The organism is Paramagnetospirillum magneticum AMB-1 (assembly GCF_000009985.1).
Taxonomy (GTDB): Bacteria; Pseudomonadota; Alphaproteobacteria; order Rhodospirillales; family Magnetospirillaceae; genus Phaeospirillum; species Phaeospirillum magneticum.
In genome coordinates this window covers 4,656,373-4,676,185 of sequence record NC_007626.1, presented here as the reverse complement: position 1 = coordinate 4,676,185, position 19,813 = coordinate 4,656,373, and the positions used below count along the sequence as shown (strand labels likewise).

The window sequence follows — 19,813 nt, the reverse complement described above, 5'->3', positions numbered from 1 at the left end:
CAATGGGTCCGGTTGTCCGAGAGGGGTGAAGAGGGGTTGGGGTCGACACCCTTGCGTCGGACGCAGTTCGGGTGTTGATGGGAATTTATATACCGTCAGATAGGAACATTGTCAACGTCTTTTTTGTGGCCCGCCACGAAACGTCACGAGGCGCGGCTGGACCTCGTCCCTGATCTGCGGGAAAATACATACGTCCGCAATAGAGGCTGGAGGGCGCCATGCTGATTTGGCGTGATGCCATGGCGATCGGCCAACCCGAGATCGATCGTGCCCGCAAGCATGTGATCGGGCGCATCAACGACTTCGAGCGCGCCTTGGGGGCTCATGGACCTCATACCGCCCTGGGGCTGTTTCTGACCGGGCTGTACGAGGAGACCAGCACCGCCTTCGGCCGCGAGGAGAAAATCCAGCGCGAATGCTCGTTCCCCTTCACCGAGATGCATCACAGGGAGCATGCCGCCATCCTGGAGAAGGTGGAGCTGCTGAAGGAGCAGTACGACGAGCTGGACGCCCGCGGCAATTTCACGCCGTTGCTGCGCGAACTGGCGGGGCTGGCCAAGGAATGGATCACCGCCCATATCGTCCAGAGCGACCTGAAGCTGCGCCCTTACTGGCTGAACCACAACGGGATCTATCTGAGGGGCCAGCATTAGTCCCGAAGGAGGGGTAGCTGAAAAGCAGAAGGCCCGGTCATCGCTGACCGGGCCTTCACTATTTTGGTGGAGCTAGACGGAATCGAACCGACGACCTCTTGAATGCCATTCAAGCGCTCTCCCAACTGAGCTATAGCCCCGAAACTTGTTACCTGCGGGCTTGGGGCCCCGCCGGTGGAGGCGGAACATATGGTTTCCCGGATGGCCTTGCAAGCGAAAAATTCATCGCCGGCCAAACAGAAATCCATGAGGCCGAATCAGACCTCGTCCTCGATCTCCTCGTCCATGTGTTCCATGACCTCGGCCATGTCGTCATCGTCCTCGCCCAGATCGGAGGCGTCTTCGATCAGGCCGCTTTCATCGTCGTCGGCGGTCTCGTTCTCGCCGTCGATGACTTCGTCCTCGTCCTCGGCCACGGGAAGATCGTCCACGTCGATATTCGCCGCCACGGGAATGGCCGCCGCCACGGGGGCCACCTTCTCCGCCGCTGCCGCACTGCCGCGACGCACCTTGAAGGGCATGTCGGGCTCGACCGTCGACCCGCACTTGGGGCAAACGATGGGAGTGCGCGTCAGGTCATAGAAACGGCATCCGCAGCTTTGGCAGGTGCGCTTCTGTCCCCATTCCGGCTTTGCCACCTTCGTCCTCCTTCAACGTGTCACTCGAACCCGGTAAAGGGGCCATTTGCCATGTTCCCCACCCTGTGTCAAAACGAAAAAGCGTGGGCGGTGCAGCATGGAACGCGGGTCTATGACGCGGAAGGCGCCTGTGATAGAGCTTCGGCGGGCAGCTTTTCCCCTTGCCGCTGGTTATCAGGAGTGATCATGGCCAAGCCGCTTTCATCCCGTCGGGCCGCACCTTTGGCCGGTTCGGCGCCCGTTCCGGGCGACAAGTCCATCTCGCACCGCGCCCTGATGCTGGGTGCCCTGGCGGTGGGTGAAAGCGTGGTCACCGGTCTGCTGGAAGGCGACGATGTTTTACGCACCGCCGCCTGCATGCGGGCGCTGGGCGCCGAGGTCGAGCGCCGCGACGACGGATCGTGGCGGCTGTTCGGGCGCGGCGTCGGCGGGCTGATGGAGCCGGCCGATGTTCTCGACATGGGCAATTCCGGCACCGGGGCGCGGCTGCTGATGGGCCTGGTGGCCACCCATCCCTTCACCTGTTTTTTCACCGGCGACGGCTCGTTGCGCTCGCGGCCCATGCGCCGGGTGATCGATCCGCTGTCGCGCATGGGGGCGCGCTTCGTCAGCCGTGACGGCGGCCGCCTGCCCCTGGCGGTGACCGGCACGGCGCAGCCCACGCCCATCACCTACGAGCTTCCCGTGGCCTCGGCCCAGGTGAAGTCGGCCATCATGCTGGCCGGTCTCAACACCGCCGGCGAGACCACGGTGATCGAGCGGGAGGCCACCCGTGACCACACCGAACTGATGCTCCGGAATTTCGGCGCCACCGTGCGGGTCGAGGACGCCGAGGGCGGTGGCCGCGCCATTACCGTGGTGGGCTTTCCGGAACTGACCGGCCGGCCGGTGGTGGTGCCCGCCGATCCCTCCTCGGCGGCCTTCCCGGTGGTGGCCGCCCTGCTGGTGGAGGGCTCCGAGATCCGTCTGCCAAACGTCGGCACCAATCCCTTGCGCACCGGGCTGTACCAGACCCTGCTGGAAATGGGCGCCGACATTCGCTTCGACCATCCCCGCGATCAGGCGGGCGAGCCGGTGGCCGATCTGGTGGTGCGCTCGTCGCGCCTCAAGGGCGTGGACGTGCCGGCCGAGCGAGCGCCGTCCATGATCGACGAATACCCCATCCTGGCCGTGGCCGCCGCCTTCGCCGAGGGCACCACCCGCATGCGGGGATTGGGCGAGCTGCGGGTCAAGGAAAGCGACCGTCTGGCCGCCATGGCGCGCGGCCTGGCCGCCTGCGGCGTGGCGGTGGAGGAGGAGAAGGATGCCCTCATCGTCCACGGGACCGGACGCATCCCCGACGGCGACGCCACCGTCACCACCCATTTCGATCACCGCATCGCCATGTCGTTCCTGGTGATGGGCATGGCCTCGGCCCGGCCCGTGGCCGTGGACGATTCCGAAGCCATCGACACCAGCTTCCCCGCCTTCGTCGAACTGATGAACGGGCTGGGGGCGAAGATTTCCGGAGACAATCCGTGAGCACTATCATCGCCATCGACGGCCCCGCGGCGGCCGGCAAGGGGACTCTGGCGCGGCGTCTGGCCGCTGAATTGGGCTTCGACTATCTCGACACCGGCCTGATCTATCGCGCCGTGGGCATGAAGCTGGCCCGCGCCGGGCTCGACCCCGCCGACGTGGCCCTGGCCGAGCGGGCGGCCCGGCAGCTGTCGCCGGATGACCTGGCCGCCACCGATCTGCGCATCGACGAAGCCGCCCAGGCGGCGTCCAAGGTGGCTTCCATTCCCGGCGTGCGCGCCGCTTTGCTGGACTTCCAGCGCCGCTTCGCCGCCACTCCGCCGGGGGGCAAGGGGGCCGTGCTCGACGGCCGCGACATCGGGACCGTGGTCTGTCCCGAGGCGCAGGTAAAGTTGTTCGTCACGGCCAGCGTGGAAAAAAGGGCCGAGCGACGGCTGAAAGAGTTGCAGGAAAAGGGCCTGGGGGCTATATACGGCACCGTCCTGGCCGACATGCGGGAACGTGACGAGCGCGATACCAACCGCGCGGTCGCCCCGCTGGTTCCGGCCCAGGATGCCGCCGTGCTGGATACCTCCGACCTCGATGCCGATCAGGCTTTTGCCGCCGCGCTGGGGATCATCGGTTCCAAACGGTAGCATTCAGAACCTGTTGACGCCGCCCGGGCAACCCTGGGCGGTGGTTTTCTTTTTTGAGAAACGTCCTTTTTTACGCAAAGACCGCCGGATTCAACCGGCAGGCCGGAAAGACACGATACGAAAGGAACTTCCCTAACAATGACCAATACCGCTATTGCGCAGGCCGTCGACGATTTCGCCGCCCTGCTGGACGAGACCCTCGGTGTGGGTGGCTCGTTTGAAGGCTCCGTGATCACCGGTACCATCGTCGAGATCGACGGTGACGTCGCCGTGATCGACGTGGGCCTCAAGTCCGAGGGCCGCGTCCCTCTGAAGGAATTCGCCACCGCCGGCCGCGCCGCCGACATCAAGGCCGGCGATCAGGTCGACGTGTTCGTCGAGCGCTATGAAGACCGCAACGGCGAGGTTGTCCTCAGCCGTGAGAAGGCCAAGCGCGAGGAAGCCTGGACCCTGCTGGAGAAGTCGTTCGAGGCGCAGCAGCGCGTCACCGGCGTGATCTTCGGCCGCGTCAAGGGCGGTTTCACCGTCGATCTGTCGGGCGCCGTGGCGTTCCTGCCGGGCAGCCAGGTCGACATCCGCCCCGTGCGCGACATCACCCCGCTGCTGGGCACCCCCCAGCCGTTCCAGATCCTCAAGATGGACCGCTCGCGCGGCAACATCGTGGTGTCGCGTCGCGCCGTTCTCGAAGAGACCCGCGCCGAGCAGCGCTCCGAGCTGATCGAGAACCTCAAGGAAGGCCAGATCCTCGAGGGCGTGGTCAAGAACATCACCGATTACGGTGCGTTCGTGGACCTGGGCGGCGTCGACGGCCTGCTGCACGTCACCGATATCGCCTGGAAGCGCATCAACCACCCGTCCGAGGCGCTGCACATCGGCCAGACCGTCAAGGTCCAGGTCATCCGCTTCAACTCGGAAACCCAGCGCATCTCGCTCGGCATCAAGCAGCTTGACGCCGATCCGTGGGAGGGTGTCGAGGCCAAGTACCCGGTCAACGCCAAGTTCTCCGGCCGCGTCACCAACATCACCGACTACGGCGCGTTCGTCGAGCTGGAGCCCGGTGTCGAAGGTCTGGTGCACGTCTCCGAGATGTCGTGGACCAAGAAGAACGTCCACCCCGGCAAGATCGTCTCCACCTCTCAGGAGGTCGAGGTCATGGTGCTGGACGTGGATCCCCAGAAGCGCCGCATCTCGCTGGGTCTCAAGCAGACCATGAACAACCCGTGGGAAGGCTTCCTGGATCGCTTCCCCCAGGGCACCCTGGTCGAAGGCGAGATCAAGAACATCACCGAGTTCGGCCTGTTCATCGGCCTGCCCGGCGATATCGACGGCATGGTTCATCTGTCGGATCTGGATTGGGCGACTCCTGGCGAGCAGGCCATCCAGAACTTCAAGAAGGGCGATGTGGTCAAGGCCAAGGTCCTGGACGTCGACGTCGAGAAGGAGCGCATCAGCCTCGGCATCAAGCAGCTGGGCGCCGACCCCTATCAGGACGCCGTGGCGTCCATCAAGAAGGGCGACGTGGTCACCTGCACCGTGACCCAGGTCACCGAGAACGGCCTGGAAGTGACCGTCGAGGGCATGACCGGCTTCATCCGCAAGTCCGAGCTGTCGCGTGAACGCTCCGAGCAGCGCCCCGAGCGCTTCGCGGTCGGCGAGAAGCTCGACGCCAAGATCACCGCCTTCGAGAAGGCGGCGCGCAAGATCACCCTGTCGGTGAAGGCGCGCGAGGTCGAGGAAGAGAAGCAGGCCATGGCCGAGTACGGTTCGTCCGATTCGGGCGCCTCGCTGGGCGACATCCTGGGTGCCGCCATGCGCAAGGCTCAGGAGAAGGAGTAATCCTCCTCTCTTCGGCTTAGCCGTTAAAGGGAAGGCCCGGTACCGCAAGGTGCCGGGCCTTTTCCTTGGGACAATAAGCCAGGCGGGGCTGCCGCCCCGGCCCCGCTTGGAGGAGACCTCCAAACCTCCCTTTCATTCATGAATCAAAAGGGGGTTTGGGGCATGGCCCCAAATGGGTTCGGGCAATCGCCCGACAGATCCTTGGCCCCTACCGCCCGTAAACCTCGCGGACCCGGTTGCGGAAGCTCTGGGCCACCTTGTGCTCCATGGCCGGCAGGGACATGGCGGCCATGGCGTGCAGCATGGGCGAGCGCAGTTCCATCTTGTACTCGGCCTCCACGCGGCAACCGTCCTCCAGGGGCGTGAAGGTCCAGATCAGCCGGAAACGGCGAAAGGGGCCGTCCTGGGAGGTGATGGTCAGCTTGCCCGGTGGCTCCTGCGTCGCCTGGGAGGAGAATTGCGCCTGCAGCGGTCCCAGGCCGAACAGGTTGTCCACCTCCAGCCGATCGCCGTCGCGGCTGCGGATGCGGGCCTTCTGGCACCAGGGCAGGAAACGGGGATAGGATTCGATGTCCACCGCCAGGGCGTAAAGCTCGTCGGGCGTGTGGCCGGGCACATCCAGGCCCCAGCCGCCGGTCAGGGCATGCATGGCGGACTCAGCGGGTCAGGTTGCGGATATTGCGCACGAAGATGTTGAGCAGGCCGCGAATGAACGGATCGGCCTTGGCCAGCTTTTCGCGGAAGGTGTCGCGGGAAATGATGATGCACGACACGTCGGTCAGTGCCTTGGCGGTGGCCATGCGCGGCTGATCGTCCACCAGGGCCATTTCGCCGAACAGCTCACCCTTGCCGATGGTGGCCAGCGTCATGCCGTGCTTGATGATCTCCACCTGTCCGTCCTGGATCAGGTAGGCGCGATCGCCGCTGTCGCCCTCGTTGAAGATCTTTGCCCCGGCATAAAAGACCTTGCGTTCCAGAATCCTATCGTTACGCATGCCTGCCACCCCAGCCTTTACGCTACGACTTTATTCGTCTTCGACGTCCGAGTCACTCTCGAAGGCGCATATCAAGCGATCACCTCGACTTCGGGGTGCAACGGGCTCCTTAGGCCATCGACAGAAGGGCGGAGCCCGGCATAAACTTGCCCGATGATCTTGAGGGCTGCGCCATGAATAGTGACGAACGCGCCAGGGGGCTGGCCCGCCTCCGGGCGCTGATGGCCATGACCACCGCCAACGGCTGCACCGAGGAGGAGGAGCTGTCGGCGGCGCGCATGGTCGCCAAGGCGGTCGAGCAGCTGGATGGAAACCCCGTGGCTCAGCCGGCCACCGACCCGTCCTGGGCGGCGCGTGAGCGCGACAATCCGCAATATCAGCTGCTGCTGGAGAAAAATACCCTCGAAGGCATGCTGAAGACCACCTTGCAGGAACTGGCCCTGGCCCACATCAATACTATCTCGCCGGCCAAGCGCAACCTGCGCGGCCAGGCGGTGGAGTGGGTGCGGACCACGGAGTTGATGCTGCCCTATTTCAACATGATGCTGGGCAGTTCCGGCGCCTCGCGTCTGGCGCGCGGCATCGTCGAGGGCATGATCGAGGAACTGATCCTCGACGGCCTGCTGCCCGACGCCCTGGCCATGCCGCGGGAGTGATATCGGGCACTCGCTCAAGCCCGTCCGGGGTCGATGCCTCGGACACCTTTTAACAGGCTGCGGAAAGACGCCCCTTCGAGGGCTTTCGCCCCCGATCCCCCAACCGGAAAGCACAGCTTCCCGGACCCTTCAGTTATTTCAATTTTCTGAAATAAAATGAACCTGGGGGTTCGGAGGCTGCGCCTCTGAACGGGTCAGGGCGGTAGCCCTGCCGCGAAGCGGCGTTTTTCCGCAGCCTGTTGAATAATGGAATGGGGTCTGGGGCCGATGGCCCCGCGCGGGCATGGGCGGCAGTCCACATGACCCCTTTCCAAGCAAAAAGCCCCGGACCAGCGGCCCGGGGCTTTTGTCTTGTCCGAACAGCCCTGCTTAGCGCACGAAGACCTGCACTTCGCCGCCCGACACCGCCGGGCTGGTGGTGGAGGTGGTCCGCACCCGGCTGGCGGGCAGGTTCATGTTGGTCAGCGACCGCAGCACCGAATCGGCATTGCGCTTGGCATTGGTGGCGGCCAGGGCCTGGGTGCCGGGGGTGTTGCCCACCGGCGACACGGCGACCACGTCGAAGGTGGCGCTGGGACGGCGATCCAGCGCGCTCTTGATGGCGGCATACAGGGCCGGCTCGTAATTCACGTTGGGCCGGTCGAAGCGGATGGTGACCAGCGGCGTCTCGCCCGAAGCCATGGCACGGGCCGGGGCGGCGTCATAGCTGGCGTTGATGCGGTTGGCGCTCAGACCGCCGGCGAACAGGGCGCCGTTCTTGATGCCGAGAGCCAGGGTGTTGAGGTTCTGCTTCTCGGACGCGACATACTGCTGCTGACGGATGGAATCGCTGGTCAGCTCGGACAGCAGGCGCTCGACCATCACCACGGTACGGTTGGTCTCGTCCTCGAGGATGCGCAGCTGGCGGTGATCCTCGTCCACGGCGCCGGACAGCGAACGGGCCGACCGGACCGAGTCCAGCAGGAAGCCGGCCATGGTCGACGACGCGGTCACGTCGTTGGTCAGGCGGTTCATCTTCAGCACGTCGTCGGTGATGCGGTCCAACTCACCCTGGGCGGCGTTCCACTGCTGGGTCAGCACCGGATTGCCCGGGGTGGTGCCCACCTGGAGGCGGGCGTTGATGGCGGCGACGGTGCCGTGATAGCGCTGTGAGTCCTGAACCGTCTCGTTGCGGATCTGCTGCAACGCCTGGTTCTGGCGGGCCAGGGTCGACTGCAGGGACTGCAGGTCGCCACGCAGGGCAACGACCTTGCCCCCGACGAAGGTTCCGGTGGGCGAGCCGGCGGTGACGCCGATGGGCTCGTAATTCCCGGTTCCCATGGCGGGCGGCGTTTCGGCCACGGCCTCGGCGCTCACTCCCTGGTTAGGGGCGACAGTCCCCGAGGTCGGGAACAGCGCATCCTCGGCAAACGAGCACCCGCTCGCCAGGAGGACCGCGCACAGGGCGGCGGCATGGGTCTTTTTCAGGGCCATGGGGATTGCTGATCCTTTGGGTCGCCAGTTCGGACAAGTACCGGCGGGAGCGAACTTTCGTATTCACGAATGAATGTTCAGATTGCCCCCGCAAACTTTGGGGCGGATTTTACGCAAATGACCAAGCGGCCACAAGTACGCATTTCGATAAGTGGTGCTTTCCCAGGGCCTGAGTCCACACGGTTTTGCGGTTTTTCGCTTCACGCAAATTCCCGCTTGCGGCCCTGGTGGTGTTTGTGTATGGTCCGCGTCCTCGCCGGGGGACATTCCCGACGACCAGGGCGCCCGTAGCTCAATTGGATAGAGCACCAGACTACGAATCTGGGGGTTGGAGGTTCGAGTCCTTCCGGGCGCGCCATTTTCCTTGAAGCTTTCCAGGCCGTTAGCCAACAAGACCCCGCACCCCTGGTGGCGGGGTCTTGGCTTGATAGGGCTGGGGGTGGCGAAGGCTGCGTGCTATCGTGATGCTATGCTCGCACGATGGTTGCTGCTGATGGTCCTGGTTGTTTCGGCGCCCGCCCTGGCGGGAGAGGACGTTGCTGCCCAGGATTTGCCGCCGGCCGACCCGCCGGGCACGTGGTGGCGCATCACCCAGGATGCCGACAGCACCGACAGCAAATGCATCGGCCAACTGACCTCGCCGCTGTGCGCGGTGGAGAGCTGGCTGGCCTGCTACACGCGCAGCGATAAGAGCCTGTGCGCCCTCGCTGAGTTGGACTATGTCGATCGCCAAAATTCATTCAAGTCCGCCCTCTATAAAATTACCCGCTACCACGTGGTCGCAAGCTGGGTGCTGGGAGAGAACGACATTCCCAGATGGTATCGTCACGCCTGCACGATGGCTTGGCGGCCGGGTGACGTGGTGATCGACACCGATGAACTGGAATGTTGGCGGGATCAGCACCGGCGAGAGCGTTGCCCGACCGGTGCGGCTGCCCCATCCGACCGCTTTCGTCATGTAGTGCGTCGCGGCGATGATGGCCTTTGGCGCTTCGTCGGTCGGGAAGGGCCGAGCGGTTGGCATTGGCTGTACAACGGGACGTGCTACGAATAGCTCGTCCCGTTGAGGATCAGCGCCGCCCCGAATAGCGGTAGTAGTCGAAGCGAGCCTTCTCGTAGGGGGCCACAGTGGTGCGCCGCTTCGCCAACGCATCCAGCAGCCTGCCCTTGGTTTCAGGCGATGACGCCAGCCGGCCATAGGCCTCCAGGGTCTGTTTGCCCATGTAGCCGGTTTTCGGCACCGCTCCAGGCTTCACGTCATTGATGGCCCCTTGCAGCAGCTTGGGTCCATCAACCCCGCCATGGCGATAGAGGGTATCGGCCATGGCGGCGGCGGACTGGGCATCGCCGAAGGATTCCAGGGCCTTGATGCCGCCCGCATGGCCCAATTCCTCCTGGTCCAATTTATAGCGCATGACGGCGGCGCGTTGCTCATTGCTCAGCTTGGCCGGCGTTGTCGTCTTTTCCAGGCCCGGCACGCCGGCATCCTTGGCGTTGTCCAGGGTTTCCTGAAGAATGCCGGCAGAGGCGGAACTGGTGCTGTCCTTGGGCACCCCACCTTCCTGGCCGAAGATCTCCACCAGGGCGAATTTGCCGGCCTCGCCGGTATTGGGCAGGGATTGCGCCTTGCCCCGGAAGTCGTCCCAGGTGCCGGGCGGGTTCTTGCTGTCGAAAAAAGCTTTCTTGTTGGCGGGCGGAGCGGACTGGCCCTGGTCAGCCGCCTTGCCTTCGCTTCCGCCGCTCCGGTCGTGGGCCGCCACCTCCACCACATGGCCGTTGACGGTGCGGGTGTAACTGCGGACACGGACGGTCCCGCTGGCGACCTTGGTTCCGTCCGAGGCGTAGATGTGGCCATCGGCGCCCTGATGCCGTTCCAGTTGGTCGGTGTGGTCGCCGCGCAGAGTCTCGTCGGGGTAGAGGGTGGCGAAGCCCTGGGCAACGCTGTCGCGCCACGCCTTGGACGCGGGGTGGCTGGACTCGGTGTAGCGCGGGTCCCGCATGGCCGCCTTCAGGCTGGCCTCAGTCAGGGGGAAAGGAAGCATGGTGGTATCCATCAAACGAAAACGCCCGGAGCCTTGATCGGGCTCCGGGCGCAATTCGGGTGTTGATGGCTGGCGATCTTACCTGCGATCGGCGAGCGGCGCAAGCAAGATGTTCGCTAAATGTTCCTGATCTGCCGGGCGCCATCGCGGACCTCATCGGCGCTTGCCTTCGCCCGCGTCCTGCGCCTCGAAGGCGGCGACGGCGTCCAGCAGGATCTGGCCGTAACGCTCCCGCTTGGCTTCGCCCAGGCCGGGGATGTCGGCCAGGTCGCCGGGCTGGCGGGGGCGGCGGCGCGCCACCTCCAGCAGGGTGGCGTCATGCATGATGACATAGGACGGCACGCCCTGGGCCTTGGCCAGGGCCACGCGCTCGGCGCGCAGATGCTGGAACAGGGCCTCGTCGCCCGGCTCGCTCAGCGCAATCGCGGTCTTTTTCCCGCCCGAGGACTTGGACTTGCCCCTGGCCGGCAGGGGATCGCGCCGCAGGTCGACCCGCACCTCGCTGCGCAGCACCGGCCGGCAGGCCTCGGTCAGCTTGAAGGCGCCGTGGCCCTCGGTATCGATGGACAGCAGTCCCGCCGCCACCAATTGCCGCAGCACCGAGCGCCATTGCTCGGCGGGCAGTTCGGTGCCGATGCCGAAGGTGCTGAGCCGTTCGTGGCCGAAACGCCGCACCTTGTCATTGTCCTTGCCCAGCAGCACGTCGATGACATGGCCGGCACCAAAGCTCTCGCCGGTGCGGTAGACGCAGGACAGGGCCTTGCGCGCCAGTTCGGTGCCGTCGAACGAGGCGATGGGCTCCAGGCAGGTGTCGCAATTGCCGCAAGGGGGATGGTCGGTCTCGCCGAAATATTCCAGCAGGACCTGGCGGCGGCAGCGGGTGGTCTCGCACAGGCCCAGTAGGGCGTTGAGCTTCTGCCACTCGATGCGCTTCTGGGCGTCCGAGGCCTGGCTGGAGGCGATGAACTGCCCCAGCTTGGCCACGTCCTCCAGGCCGTAGGCCATCCAGGCGTCGGCGGGCTGGCCGTCGCGCCCGGCGCGGCCGGTTTCCTGGTAATAGGCCTCCAGGCTCTTGGGCAGGTCGAGATGGGCGACGAAGCGCACGTCGGGCTTGTCGATGCCCATGCCGAAGGCGATGGTCGCCACCATGACGATGCCGTCCTCGCGCAGGAAGCGCTCCTGGTTGCCGGCGCGCACCGACTGGTCGAGGCCGGCATGGTAGGCCAGCGCGGTATAGCCCTTGCCCGCCAGCCAGGCGGCGGTCTCCTCCACCTTGGCCCGCGACAGGCAGTAGACAATGCCCGAGTCCGCTCCCGGCCCGCCGTGCTCGGCCTCGATGAAGCGGGCCAATTGCTCGCGCGCATTGTTCTTGGCGGCGATGCGGTAGCGGATGTTGGGCCGGTCGAAGCCGGCGACGAATTGCCGCCCGTCCTGAAGGTTCAGACGCTCGGCGATGTCTCGGCGGGTGGGGCCGTCGGCGGTGGCGGTCAGCGCGATGCGCGGAACGGCGGGAAAGCGCTCGTGCAGCAGGGCCAGCTGCAGGTATTCCGGGCGGAAATCATGCCCCCATTGCGAGACGCAATGGGCCTCGTCGATGGCGAACAGGGCGATGCGGCAATCCTCGAGCAGGGAGAGGAAGCCGGGCAGCACCAGGCGCTCGGGGGCCACATAGACCAGATCCAGCTCGCCGGCCTGCATGCGGCGCTCGATCACCCGCGCCTCGTCCGGGCTGCGGGCCGAATTCAGCGCGGCGGCGCGTACTCCCAGCTGGGTCAGCGCCTCCACCTGATTCTGCATCAGGGCGATCAGCGGCGAGACCACGATGGCCACGCCGTCGCGGCACAAGGCCGGGACCTGATAGCACAGCGACTTGCCCGCCCCCGTGGGCATCAGCACCAGGGCGTCGCCGCCTTCCACCACATGGCGGATCACTTCTTCCTGCTGGCCGCGAAAGGCGGGAAAGCCGAAGACCGTCTTCAGGATATGCAGCGGGAGGGGCATGAAAATTCCGGTCACATGAAGCTGTAGGGATCGACGTCCACCTGGACTCGCACGCTTTTAGGTGGCGCGGCGCGGGCCAGCCAGTCGCGCAGCAGGGCCTGGAGATTCACCGAGCGGGCGCTCTGCACCAGGAAGCGGCGGCGATGGCGGCCGCGCAGCAGGGCCATGGGGGCGGGCGCCGGCCCCAGCACCTGCACCCCCTCGGTTCGGGGCGCGGCCTTGGCCAGGGTGCGGGCGTAGGACTCGACGATCCCCACATCCGCCCCCGACAGGATCAGGGCGGCCAGGCGGCCATAGGGCGGCATGCCGGCGTCGCGGCGGGCCTCGGCTTCGCGGGCGATGAAGGCGTCGCGCTCGCCCGAGCGCAGGGCCCGCATCACCGGATGGTCGGGCTGGTAGGTCTGGAGCAGCACCCGGCCGGGGCGCTCGGCGCGGCCGGCGCGCCCCGCCACCTGGGACAGCAGTTGATGGGTGCGCTCGCCCGCCCGCAGATCGCCGCCGTCCAGGCCCAGATCGGCGTCCACCACGCCCACCAGGGTCAGCATGGGAAAGTGATAGCCCTTGGCGACGATCTGGGTCCCCACCAGCAGGTCGATCTCGTGGTCGGAGACCCGGCGCACGAACTCCGCCGCCGCATGGGGGCCGGAACAGGTGTCCGAGGTCATCACCGCGATGCGGGCGTTGGGGAACAGCAGGGCGGCTTCCTCCGCCACCCGTTCCACGCCGGGGCCGCAGGCGGCGAAATTGGCTTCGGCCTCGCATTCCGGGCATTTGGGCGGCAGGCGGATATGGTGGCCGCAATGATGGCAGATCAGCCGTCCCGCCGACCTGTGCTCCACCAGCCAAGCGGTGCAATGGGGGCATTGCAGCCGGTGGCCGCAGGTCCGGCACAGGGTCAGCGGCGCATAGCCCCGGCGGTTGAGGTAGAGCATGGCCTGCTCGCCCGCCGCCATCACCTCTTCCAGCGCCGCGACCAGCTGCGGCGACAGCCAGCGGCCCCGGGGCGGCGGATAGCGGCGCAGATCCACCGGCACGATGTCGGGCAACACGGCGCCGGCATGGCGGTCGGGCAGGTGGATCAGGCCATAGCGTCCGGCCTGCACATTGGCCAGACTCTCCAGCGACGGGGTGGCCGAGGCCAGCACCACCGGGAATCCGCCCAGCCGGGCGCGGACCACCGCCATGTCGCGGGCGTGGTAGCAGACATGGTCTTCCTGCTTGAAGGCGGGATCGTGTTCCTCGTCCACCACGATCAGACCGAGATTATGGAAGGGCAGGAACAGGCCCGAGCGGGCGCCGACCACGATGGCGGCCTCGCCCGAGGCCACGGCCCGCCAGGTCTTGCGCCGCGTGGCATCGCCCAGGTCCGAATGCCACATGGCGGGCCTGACCCCGAAGCGGCGGCGAAAGCGGTCCAGCCACTGGGCCGACAGGGCGATCTCGGGCAGCAGCACCAGAACCTGCTTGCCCCGGGCCAGGGCCTCGGCCACCGCCTCGAAATAGACCTCGGTCTTGCCCGATCCGGTGACGCCGTCGATGAGCTGCACCGAAAAGCCGCCTCCCAGGGCGGCGACCAGGGTGTCGGCGCCGTCCTGCTGGCCCGGCGACAGCTCGGCGCGGGGCGCTTGGAGGTCGGGGGGGGCGAAGGCGGGCGGCGGCGGCAATTCCACCACGTCCAGCACGCCCGCCTCCACCAGTCCCTTGACCACGGCGGGGCCGACCCCGGCTTCGCGGGCCAGATCGGCGGCGGACAGGGGCGGCAGGCGTCCGGCCGCCTCCATCACCTTGCGCCGGGCGGCGGTGTCCTTGAATGCGGGCGGCGCGGCGGCAAGACGCAGGGCGAGGATGGGCGGCACGGGCTCCAGGGCCGAGGGCACGCTCATGGCCATCTTCAGCACCGCGCCGGGCGGGGCCAGGGTGTAGGCGGCCACCCAGTCGACGAAGCGGCGCGACACCTCGGGCAGGTGGCGCGCCGACAGCCGGTGCGCCACCGGGCGCAGCTTGGCCATGTCCACCCTGCCGTCGCCCGCTCCCCAGACCACGCCCGCCACCAGACGGTTGCCCAGTGGGACCTCGACGAAATCGCCCGGCCGCAAGGCCTCGTCGCCGACCGCGTAGTCGTAGGCCCCCCCCAGCGGCAGGGGCAGCATCACGGCCACCCGTTGCCCAGGGTTGTACAAACTGGAGCCGGGGTTGAGCAGGGAGGGGGTTGAAGTGTCGTTCATGGCGTGCATAAGCTACGGAACAAGGGAGAACCAGGGAAGGAATATTGGTCATGGCGCGCAAGCGCGACGACGCCGCGTTGCATCTGCCGCTGCCCGACGAACGGCAGGTCATGGCGTTTCTGCAGGCCCATCCCGACTTCCTGGTCCGACATCCCGACCTGCTGCTGTCCCTGTCGCCGCCGTCGCGCTGGGGCGGCGAGGACGGCGTGCTGGACATGCAGGTGTTCATGATCGACCGCCTCAGGGACGAGGTGGAGCGGGTGCGAGGCGCCGCCGAGCACCTGATCCACACCTCGCGCTCCAATATGTCGATCCAGACCCGCACCCATCGTGCCGTGCTGTCCATCCTGGGCGCCGACAACATGGCCGAGCTGGTGGAAGCCGTCTCCGACGACCTGCCGGCCCTGCTGGACGTGGACGTGGCGACGCTGTGCTTCGAGGAGTCGGACGAGGTGCTGCCGGAATTGCGAGCCCCCGGCATCCTGTCCCTTCCCGTCGGCACCGTGGCGGGGATCATGGGCGGTCCCGACCGCGATTGCGCCCTGACCGAGGAAATGCCGGGCGATCCCGCCCTGTTCGGGGACGGCGCCGGGCTGGTGCAGTCCTCGGCGGTGGTTCGTCTGTCGCCCGGGGGGAAGTCACCGGATGGGGCCATGGCGCTGGGGTCGCGTCACGGCCGAACCTTCCATGCCGGCCAGGCCACCGAACTGATCACCTTCCTGGCTCGGGTGGTCGAGGGCTCGGTGCGGAGATTTGTGGGGTAGATGTTAAAATCGAGGGGGACCATATGGACTTCATAACCGCTGTCAAAACCAACCTGAGTAAGTACGCCACGTTCCAGGGCCGGGCCATCCGGTCGGAATACTGGTTCTTCAATTTGTTCTATTTCATCGTCAGCATGATCTTCTCGGTGATCGCCGGGGCCGCCGATGGTGCGCTGTCGGTTTTGCCCGTCGTCCTGCTGATCGGTCTGTTCGTGCCGTCGCTGGCGGTATCGGTCCGCCGCCTGCACGATGTGGACAAGTCGGGCTGGTGGATGCTGATTTTCCTGGTTCCGATCATCGGCTTCATCCTGATGCTGGTGTGGTTCTGCAAGCGCGGCACCGAGGGTGCCAATCGCTTCGGCGACGATCCGCTGGCAGGCTCCGCCTAGGCACGCCACCTTGTCGCCCCGGGGCAGGCCTCGGGGCGACTCTTCCCGGAGCGTTGGTTCCCATGCCTCCCAGTCCCATCCATTTCGCGGCAAAGGCCGATCTGGCCCGCGCGGTGGAATCGTGGTGGCAGTGGCTGGGATCCGAGCGGCGGGCCTCGTCCCATACCCTGGACGGCTATGGCCGCGACCTGGCCGCCTTCCTGACCTTCCTGACCGAGCATCTGGCCGCCGAGCCCGATCTGGCCGCTCTGGCAAGCCTGGGGGCGGGGGATTTCCGCGCCTTCCTGGCGCGCCGCACCCAGGACGGGTTGGGCCGGTCGTCCCTGGCCCGCCTGATGTCCACCCTGCGCGGCTTCTTCAAGTTTCTCGACCGCCACGATCTGGTCCACAACCCGGCGCTCAAGGCGGTGAAGTCGCCGCGCCCGCCGAAATCGGTTCCCAAGCCCCTGGCCCCCGACGAGGCGCTGGAAGCCTTGTCCAGCGCGGGCGAATTGCATGACGAGCCCTGGCTGGCGGCCCGCGACGTGGCGCTGTTCACCCTGCTTTACGGTGCGGGGCTGCGCCTGGGCGAGGCCCTGTCGCTGACCCGCCGCGACCTGCCCAAGGGCGACACCATGGTCATCACCGGCAAGGGCAACAAGCAGCGGGTGGTCCCCGTGCTGCCCGTGGTCCGGGACGCCATCGCCGATTACCTGAAGCGCCTGCCCTATCCGGCCGAGCCCACCGACCCGATCTTTCTCGGCGCGCGCGGCGGGCCGCTCAATCCCGGCGTGGTGCAGCGGCAGATGCGCCGCCTCAGACAGATGATGGGCCTGCCCGAGACCGCCACGCCCCATGCGCTGCGGCATTCCTTCGCCACCCATCTGCTGGCCGGCGGCGGCGATCTCCGGACCATTCAGGAATTGCTGGGCCATTCCTCGCTGTCCACCACTCAGCGCTATACCGAGGTGGATGCGGCGCGTCTCACCCGCGTCTATCGTGACGCCCATCCGAGGGCCAAGGCATGAGTCTGGTCATTTCCTTCGATCTGCCCGTCGAGGCCGACACCATCCGCCTGGGCCGCAAGCTGGCCGCCCTGGTCCGTCCCGGCGACGTCATCGCCCTGGAAGGCACGCTGGGCACCGGCAAGAGCACCCTGGCCCGCGCCCTGATCCAGGCGCTGACCGACGATGAGGAAGAGGTGCCAAGCCCCACCTTCACCCTGGTGCAGCAATACGAGACCCCGGCCGGGCTGGTCTGGCATTTCGACCTCTACCGTCTGGAAAAGCCCGACGACGCCCTGGAACTGGACATCGAGGAGGCCTTCGCCGAGGGCATCAGCCTGATCGAATGGCCCGACAAGTTGGGGCCCCATCTGCCGCGCCGCCGCCTCGAAGTACTGCTGCAACAGGGCGAGGCCGGGCTGGGCCGCCACGCCACCTTGACCGCTTATGGCCCCTGGGCCGACCGTATCGGAGAATTGGCGCATGAGTGAGCGCGAAAATCTTATTCAAGACTTCCTGGCCAAGGCCGGCTGGGGCGCCGCCCGGCGCGGGCGGCTGGCCGGCGATGCCAGCTTCCGCCATTACGACCGGCTGGTGCTGGACGGCAAGCCGGCGGTGCTGATGGATGCGCCGCCGCCCAAGGAGGACGTGCGCCCCTTCGTGCGCATCGCCCGCCATCTGCGCGAGATGGGCCTATCCGCCCCCGCCCTGCTGGCGGTGGACGAGGAGAACGGCCTGCTGCTGCTGGAGGATCTGGGCGACGGCACCTATACCCGGCTGCTGGAGGCGGGCCATGACGAGCCGGCCCTTTACCGGCTGGCCACCGACGTGCTGGCCGAGATCGCCGCCCGGCCGGATTCCGTGCTGGCCGGAACGCCGCCCTATGACGACGAGAAGCTGCTGACCGAGGCCTGCCTGCTGACCGACTGGTACATGCCGGCCATCAGCGGCCACGACACCGACGCGGCGGTGCGGGCCGAATACGTGGAGATCTGGACCAGGCTGTTCCCGGTGGCGCGCATGGTGCCCGACACCCTGGTGCTGCGGGATTTCCACGTGGACAATCTGCTGCTGCTGGACCGTCCGGGGCTGGCCGCCTGCGGCCTGCTGGATTTCCAGGACGCGGTGATCGGCCCGGCCACCTATGACCTGATGAGCCTGCTGGAAGACGCCCGGCGCGACATCGACCCGGTGATGATCGAGATCATGAAGGGACGCTGGCTCAGGCGCTTTCCCCATCTCGACCGGGCGGTGTTCGAGGCCTCGTGGGCGGTGATGGCGGCCCAGCGCCACGCCAAGGTGATCGGCATCTTCACCCGGCTGTGCAAGCGCGATGGCAAGTTCGGCTATCTGATCCACATTCCCCGCTTGTGGCGGCTGCTGGAGGCCTCGTGCCGCCATCCGGTCCTGGCCGAGCTGAGCCGCTGGCTCGACCGCCACATCCCCAAGGCCTCGCGGGGAGTGCCCAGCCCGTGAGCGCCATCACCCACGCCATGGTCCTGGCCGCCGGCCTGGGCCTCAGGATGCGGCCCATCACCCTGACGACGCCCAAGCCGCTGGTCAGCGTCGCCGGGCGCACCATGCTGGACCGGGCGCTGGACCATGTGGAGCGGGCCGGCATCGACGATATCGTGGTCAACACCCACTGGCTGGCCGACACGGTGGTCGAGCATCTGGCCGGCCGGGGCGAGATCACCATCTCCCACGAGCCGGACCTGCTGGAGACCGGCGGCGGGGTGGCCAAGGCCCTGCCCCATCTCGGCCATTCCTCGTTCTACGTGGTCAACAGCGACATCATCTGGACCGATGGTCCGGTCCCGGCCCTGGCCCGTCTGGCGCGGATGTGGGACCCCAACCGCATGGACGCCCTGCTGCTGCTGCAAAAAGTGGAGGGCGCCGTGGGCTACGAGGGCAAGGGCGATTTCTTCCTCGACGCCGCCGACGTTCCCCACCGGCGGGGCGAGGCCCCGTCGGCGCCGTATCTGTTCTCCGGCGTGCAGGTGCTGCACCACCGGCTGTTCGAGGGCGCGCCCGAGGGCAAGTTCTCGCTGAACGTGCTTTATGACCGGGCCGCCCAGGCCCGCCGCCTGTTCGGGCTGGTCCACGACGGCAACTGGTACCACGTGGGCACCCCGGAGGCGCTGCCCGAGGTGGAGCGTCTGCTGTCGCCCTGACCCCCGGGTCATTCCGAGCGCAGGCGAGGAATCTCGGCCTGGGACGGCCCTACCTCATTGGAAAAGGCGGCCAAGCGGAGATCCCTCCTCCCGGTGGTCGTCGGGATGACAATTCGGAATCCCGGGGTATGACAATTCGGCGGGGGGCCATATGAGCCATTGCCCCCCAGTCCCTCCTCGGCTAAAAGATTTCGTCGTCGCAACGAATGAGTGGATGATGGGCGTTTCCCTGAAACCGGTGCAAGCTCTCGACCTCTGGCGCGGAGCCATCGTCGAAAGCGTCCGGCGTGACGCCCCCGACCTGTCCGCCCGCCAGATGGCGCTGCTGCTGACCGTCTACCTCATTCCGCCGCCCCATACGGTGCGCGGCCTGGCGGAGACGCTGAACATCTCCAAGCCCGCCATCACCCGTGCGCTGGACCGCCTGACCGAGTTTGGCCTGGTCAAGCGCAAGGTCGACGACCAGGATCGCCGCTCGGTGCTGATTCAGCGCACGGTGAAGGGCTCGGTGTTCCTGCGCGAGTTCGGCGACATCATCGTCACTGCCGCCGCCGACGCCAACGAGGCGGGCTGAGGCTCTGCTGGTCATTCCGAGGCCCGAACTTGTCATTCCGAGGCAAAGCCGAGGAATCTCCGTCTGTTGCGGCCTGGCCAGTTCGGAAACAGCATGCCAGGATGAGATCCCTCGCTTGTGCTCGGGATGACAGACTGACTCTGTAGGGGAAGGGTGGGAGACCGGACACGACCCGGACCGGAAATCGTTACGGCTGCTTCCTTCCGGACCTGACCGGGTTGGCGACGGGTCCGTCCATGCCGATCTCCCGGGGCGGA

Annotated in this window: 20 protein-coding genes, 2 tRNA genes and 1 other RNA gene; 14 read left to right on the top strand and 9 right to left on the bottom strand. The window is 66.7% G+C overall.

Annotated features, from left to right (window positions below; translation table 11 throughout):
• Positions 1-218: 218 nt before the first annotated feature.
• The gene (locus AMB_RS21570) at positions 219-653 is read left to right on the top strand and encodes a bacteriohemerythrin (RefSeq protein WP_011386613.1); all 435 of its coding nucleotides are present in this window, start codon (positions 219-221) and stop codon (positions 651-653) included.
• A gap of 64 nt (positions 654-717) precedes the next feature.
• On the opposite strand, the gene AMB_RS21565 is transcribed toward AMB_RS21570, so the two are convergent.
• Both AMB_RS21565 and AMB_RS21560 read right to left on the bottom strand, forming a co-directional pair.
• Positions 718-793, bottom strand: a tRNA-Ala gene (locus AMB_RS21565).
• A gap of 117 nt (positions 794-910) precedes the next feature.
• Complete coding sequence (locus AMB_RS21560) at positions 911-1,291, bottom strand: TIGR02300 family protein (protein ID WP_011386612.1); 381 nt, start codon at positions 1,289-1,291, stop codon at positions 911-913.
• Between the two features lie 186 nt (positions 1,292-1,477).
• Here AMB_RS21560 and aroA point away from each other — a divergent pair, with 186 nt between their 5' ends.
• From aroA to rpsA, 3 genes are all read left to right on the top strand, one after another.
• Positions 1,478-2,812 carry a 3-phosphoshikimate 1-carboxyvinyltransferase gene (aroA, locus tag AMB_RS21555; RefSeq protein WP_043745553.1) on the top strand — a complete coding sequence of 445 codons (1,335 nt, stop codon included), beginning with the start codon at positions 1,478-1,480 and terminating at the stop codon, positions 2,810-2,812.
• Positions 2,809-3,444: a (d)CMP kinase gene (gene cmk, locus AMB_RS21550; protein ID WP_011386610.1), complete on the top strand. Its 636-nt coding sequence runs from the start codon at positions 2,809-2,811 to the stop codon at positions 3,442-3,444. Before aroA ends, cmk begins: the two co-directional genes overlap by 4 nt.
• A gap of 138 nt (positions 3,445-3,582) precedes the next feature.
• Positions 3,583-5,280: a 30S ribosomal protein S1 gene (gene rpsA, locus AMB_RS21545; RefSeq protein WP_011386609.1), complete on the top strand. Its 1,698-nt coding sequence runs from the start codon at positions 3,583-3,585 to the stop codon at positions 5,278-5,280.
• A gap of 208 nt (positions 5,281-5,488) precedes the next feature.
• Here rpsA and AMB_RS21540 read toward each other — a convergent pair whose 3' ends face one another.
• The gene (locus AMB_RS21540; RefSeq protein WP_011386608.1) at positions 5,489-5,929 is read right to left on the bottom strand and encodes a type II toxin-antitoxin system RatA family toxin; all 441 of its coding nucleotides are present in this window, start codon (positions 5,927-5,929) and stop codon (positions 5,489-5,491) included.
• Positions 5,930-5,936: 7 nt separating this feature from the next.
• The gene (locus AMB_RS21535; protein WP_009870136.1) at positions 5,937-6,275 is read right to left on the bottom strand and encodes a cyclic nucleotide-binding domain-containing protein; all 339 of its coding nucleotides are present in this window, start codon (positions 6,273-6,275) and stop codon (positions 5,937-5,939) included.
• Positions 6,276-6,448: 173 nt separating this feature from the next.
• Between AMB_RS21535 and AMB_RS21530 the strand changes: the two genes are divergently transcribed.
• Entirely contained in the window at positions 6,449-6,931 is a 483-nt protein-coding gene (locus AMB_RS21530; protein WP_011386607.1) for a hypothetical protein, read from the top strand.
• 369 nt (positions 6,932-7,300) lie between these two features.
• Here AMB_RS21530 and AMB_RS21525 read toward each other — a convergent pair whose 3' ends face one another.
• Positions 7,301-8,404 carry a hypothetical protein gene (locus AMB_RS21525; RefSeq protein WP_011386606.1) on the bottom strand — a complete coding sequence of 368 codons (1,104 nt, stop codon included), beginning with the start codon at positions 8,402-8,404 and terminating at the stop codon, positions 7,301-7,303.
• A gap of 281 nt (positions 8,405-8,685) precedes the next feature.
• Between AMB_RS21525 and AMB_RS21520 the strand changes: the two genes are divergently transcribed.
• Together AMB_RS21520 and AMB_RS21515 are read left to right on the top strand one after the other, a co-directional pair.
• Positions 8,686-8,762: transfer RNA gene (locus AMB_RS21520), tRNA-Arg, on the top strand.
• Positions 8,763-8,897: 135 nt separating this feature from the next.
• Entirely contained in the window at positions 8,898-9,458 is a 561-nt protein-coding gene (locus AMB_RS21515; protein ID WP_148207514.1) for a hypothetical protein, read from the top strand.
• 16 nt (positions 9,459-9,474) lie between these two features.
• Here the strand turns inward: AMB_RS21515 and AMB_RS21510 are convergent, their stop codons facing one another.
• From AMB_RS21510 to AMB_RS21500, 3 genes are all read right to left on the bottom strand, one after another.
• Positions 9,475-10,446, bottom strand: coding sequence for a hypothetical protein (locus tag AMB_RS21510; RefSeq protein ID WP_148207513.1), 972 nt, complete (start codon positions 10,444-10,446; stop codon positions 9,475-9,477).
• A gap of 153 nt (positions 10,447-10,599) precedes the next feature.
• Complete coding sequence (recQ, locus tag AMB_RS21505; RefSeq protein WP_050750833.1) at positions 10,600-12,447, bottom strand: DNA helicase RecQ; 1,848 nt, start codon at positions 12,445-12,447, stop codon at positions 10,600-10,602.
• Positions 12,448-12,458: 11 nt separating this feature from the next.
• Positions 12,459-14,597 (bottom strand): primosomal protein N', encoded by a 2,139-nt coding sequence (locus AMB_RS21500; protein ID WP_043745547.1) that lies wholly within the window; start codon positions 14,595-14,597, stop codon positions 12,459-12,461.
• A 125-nt stretch (positions 14,598-14,722) separates the two neighbouring features.
• Here AMB_RS21500 and AMB_RS21495 point away from each other — a divergent pair, with 125 nt between their 5' ends.
• The 7 genes from AMB_RS21495 to AMB_RS21465 all read left to right on the top strand — a co-directional run bounded on the left by AMB_RS21495 (position 14,723) and on the right by AMB_RS21465 (position 19,556).
• Positions 14,723-15,436, top strand: a complete 714-nt coding sequence (locus AMB_RS21495) for a DUF484 family protein (RefSeq protein ID WP_043745545.1) — start codon at positions 14,723-14,725, stop codon at positions 15,434-15,436.
• A 23-nt stretch (positions 15,437-15,459) separates the two neighbouring features.
• Positions 15,460-15,825: a DUF805 domain-containing protein gene (locus tag AMB_RS21490; RefSeq protein WP_011386600.1), complete on the top strand. Its 366-nt coding sequence runs from the start codon at positions 15,460-15,462 to the stop codon at positions 15,823-15,825.
• Between the two features lie 62 nt (positions 15,826-15,887).
• Positions 15,888-16,832, top strand: a complete 945-nt coding sequence (locus AMB_RS21485; RefSeq protein ID WP_011386599.1) for a tyrosine recombinase XerC — start codon at positions 15,888-15,890, stop codon at positions 16,830-16,832.
• Positions 16,829-17,299, top strand: coding sequence for a tRNA (adenosine(37)-N6)-threonylcarbamoyltransferase complex ATPase subunit type 1 TsaE (gene tsaE / locus AMB_RS21480; protein ID WP_011386598.1), 471 nt, complete (start codon positions 16,829-16,831; stop codon positions 17,297-17,299). Before AMB_RS21485 ends, tsaE begins: the two co-directional genes overlap by 4 nt.
• Positions 17,292-18,284, top strand: coding sequence for an aminoglycoside phosphotransferase family protein (locus AMB_RS21475; RefSeq protein ID WP_011386597.1), 993 nt, complete (start codon positions 17,292-17,294; stop codon positions 18,282-18,284). The genes tsaE and AMB_RS21475 overlap by 8 nt, the downstream gene beginning before the upstream one ends.
• Entirely contained in the window at positions 18,281-18,982 is a 702-nt protein-coding gene (locus tag AMB_RS21470; protein ID WP_011386596.1) for a nucleotidyltransferase family protein, read from the top strand. Before AMB_RS21475 ends, AMB_RS21470 begins: the two co-directional genes overlap by 4 nt.
• A 217-nt stretch (positions 18,983-19,199) precedes the next feature.
• Positions 19,200-19,556 (top strand): MarR family transcriptional regulator, encoded by a 357-nt coding sequence (locus tag AMB_RS21465; protein ID WP_043747147.1) that lies wholly within the window; start codon positions 19,200-19,202, stop codon positions 19,554-19,556.
• Positions 19,557-19,707: 151 nt separating this feature from the next.
• Here AMB_RS21465 and ffs read toward each other — a convergent pair.
• Positions 19,708-19,806, bottom strand: an RNA gene (gene ffs / locus AMB_RS23805) — signal recognition particle sRNA small type.
• Positions 19,807-19,813 lie beyond the last annotated feature (7 nt).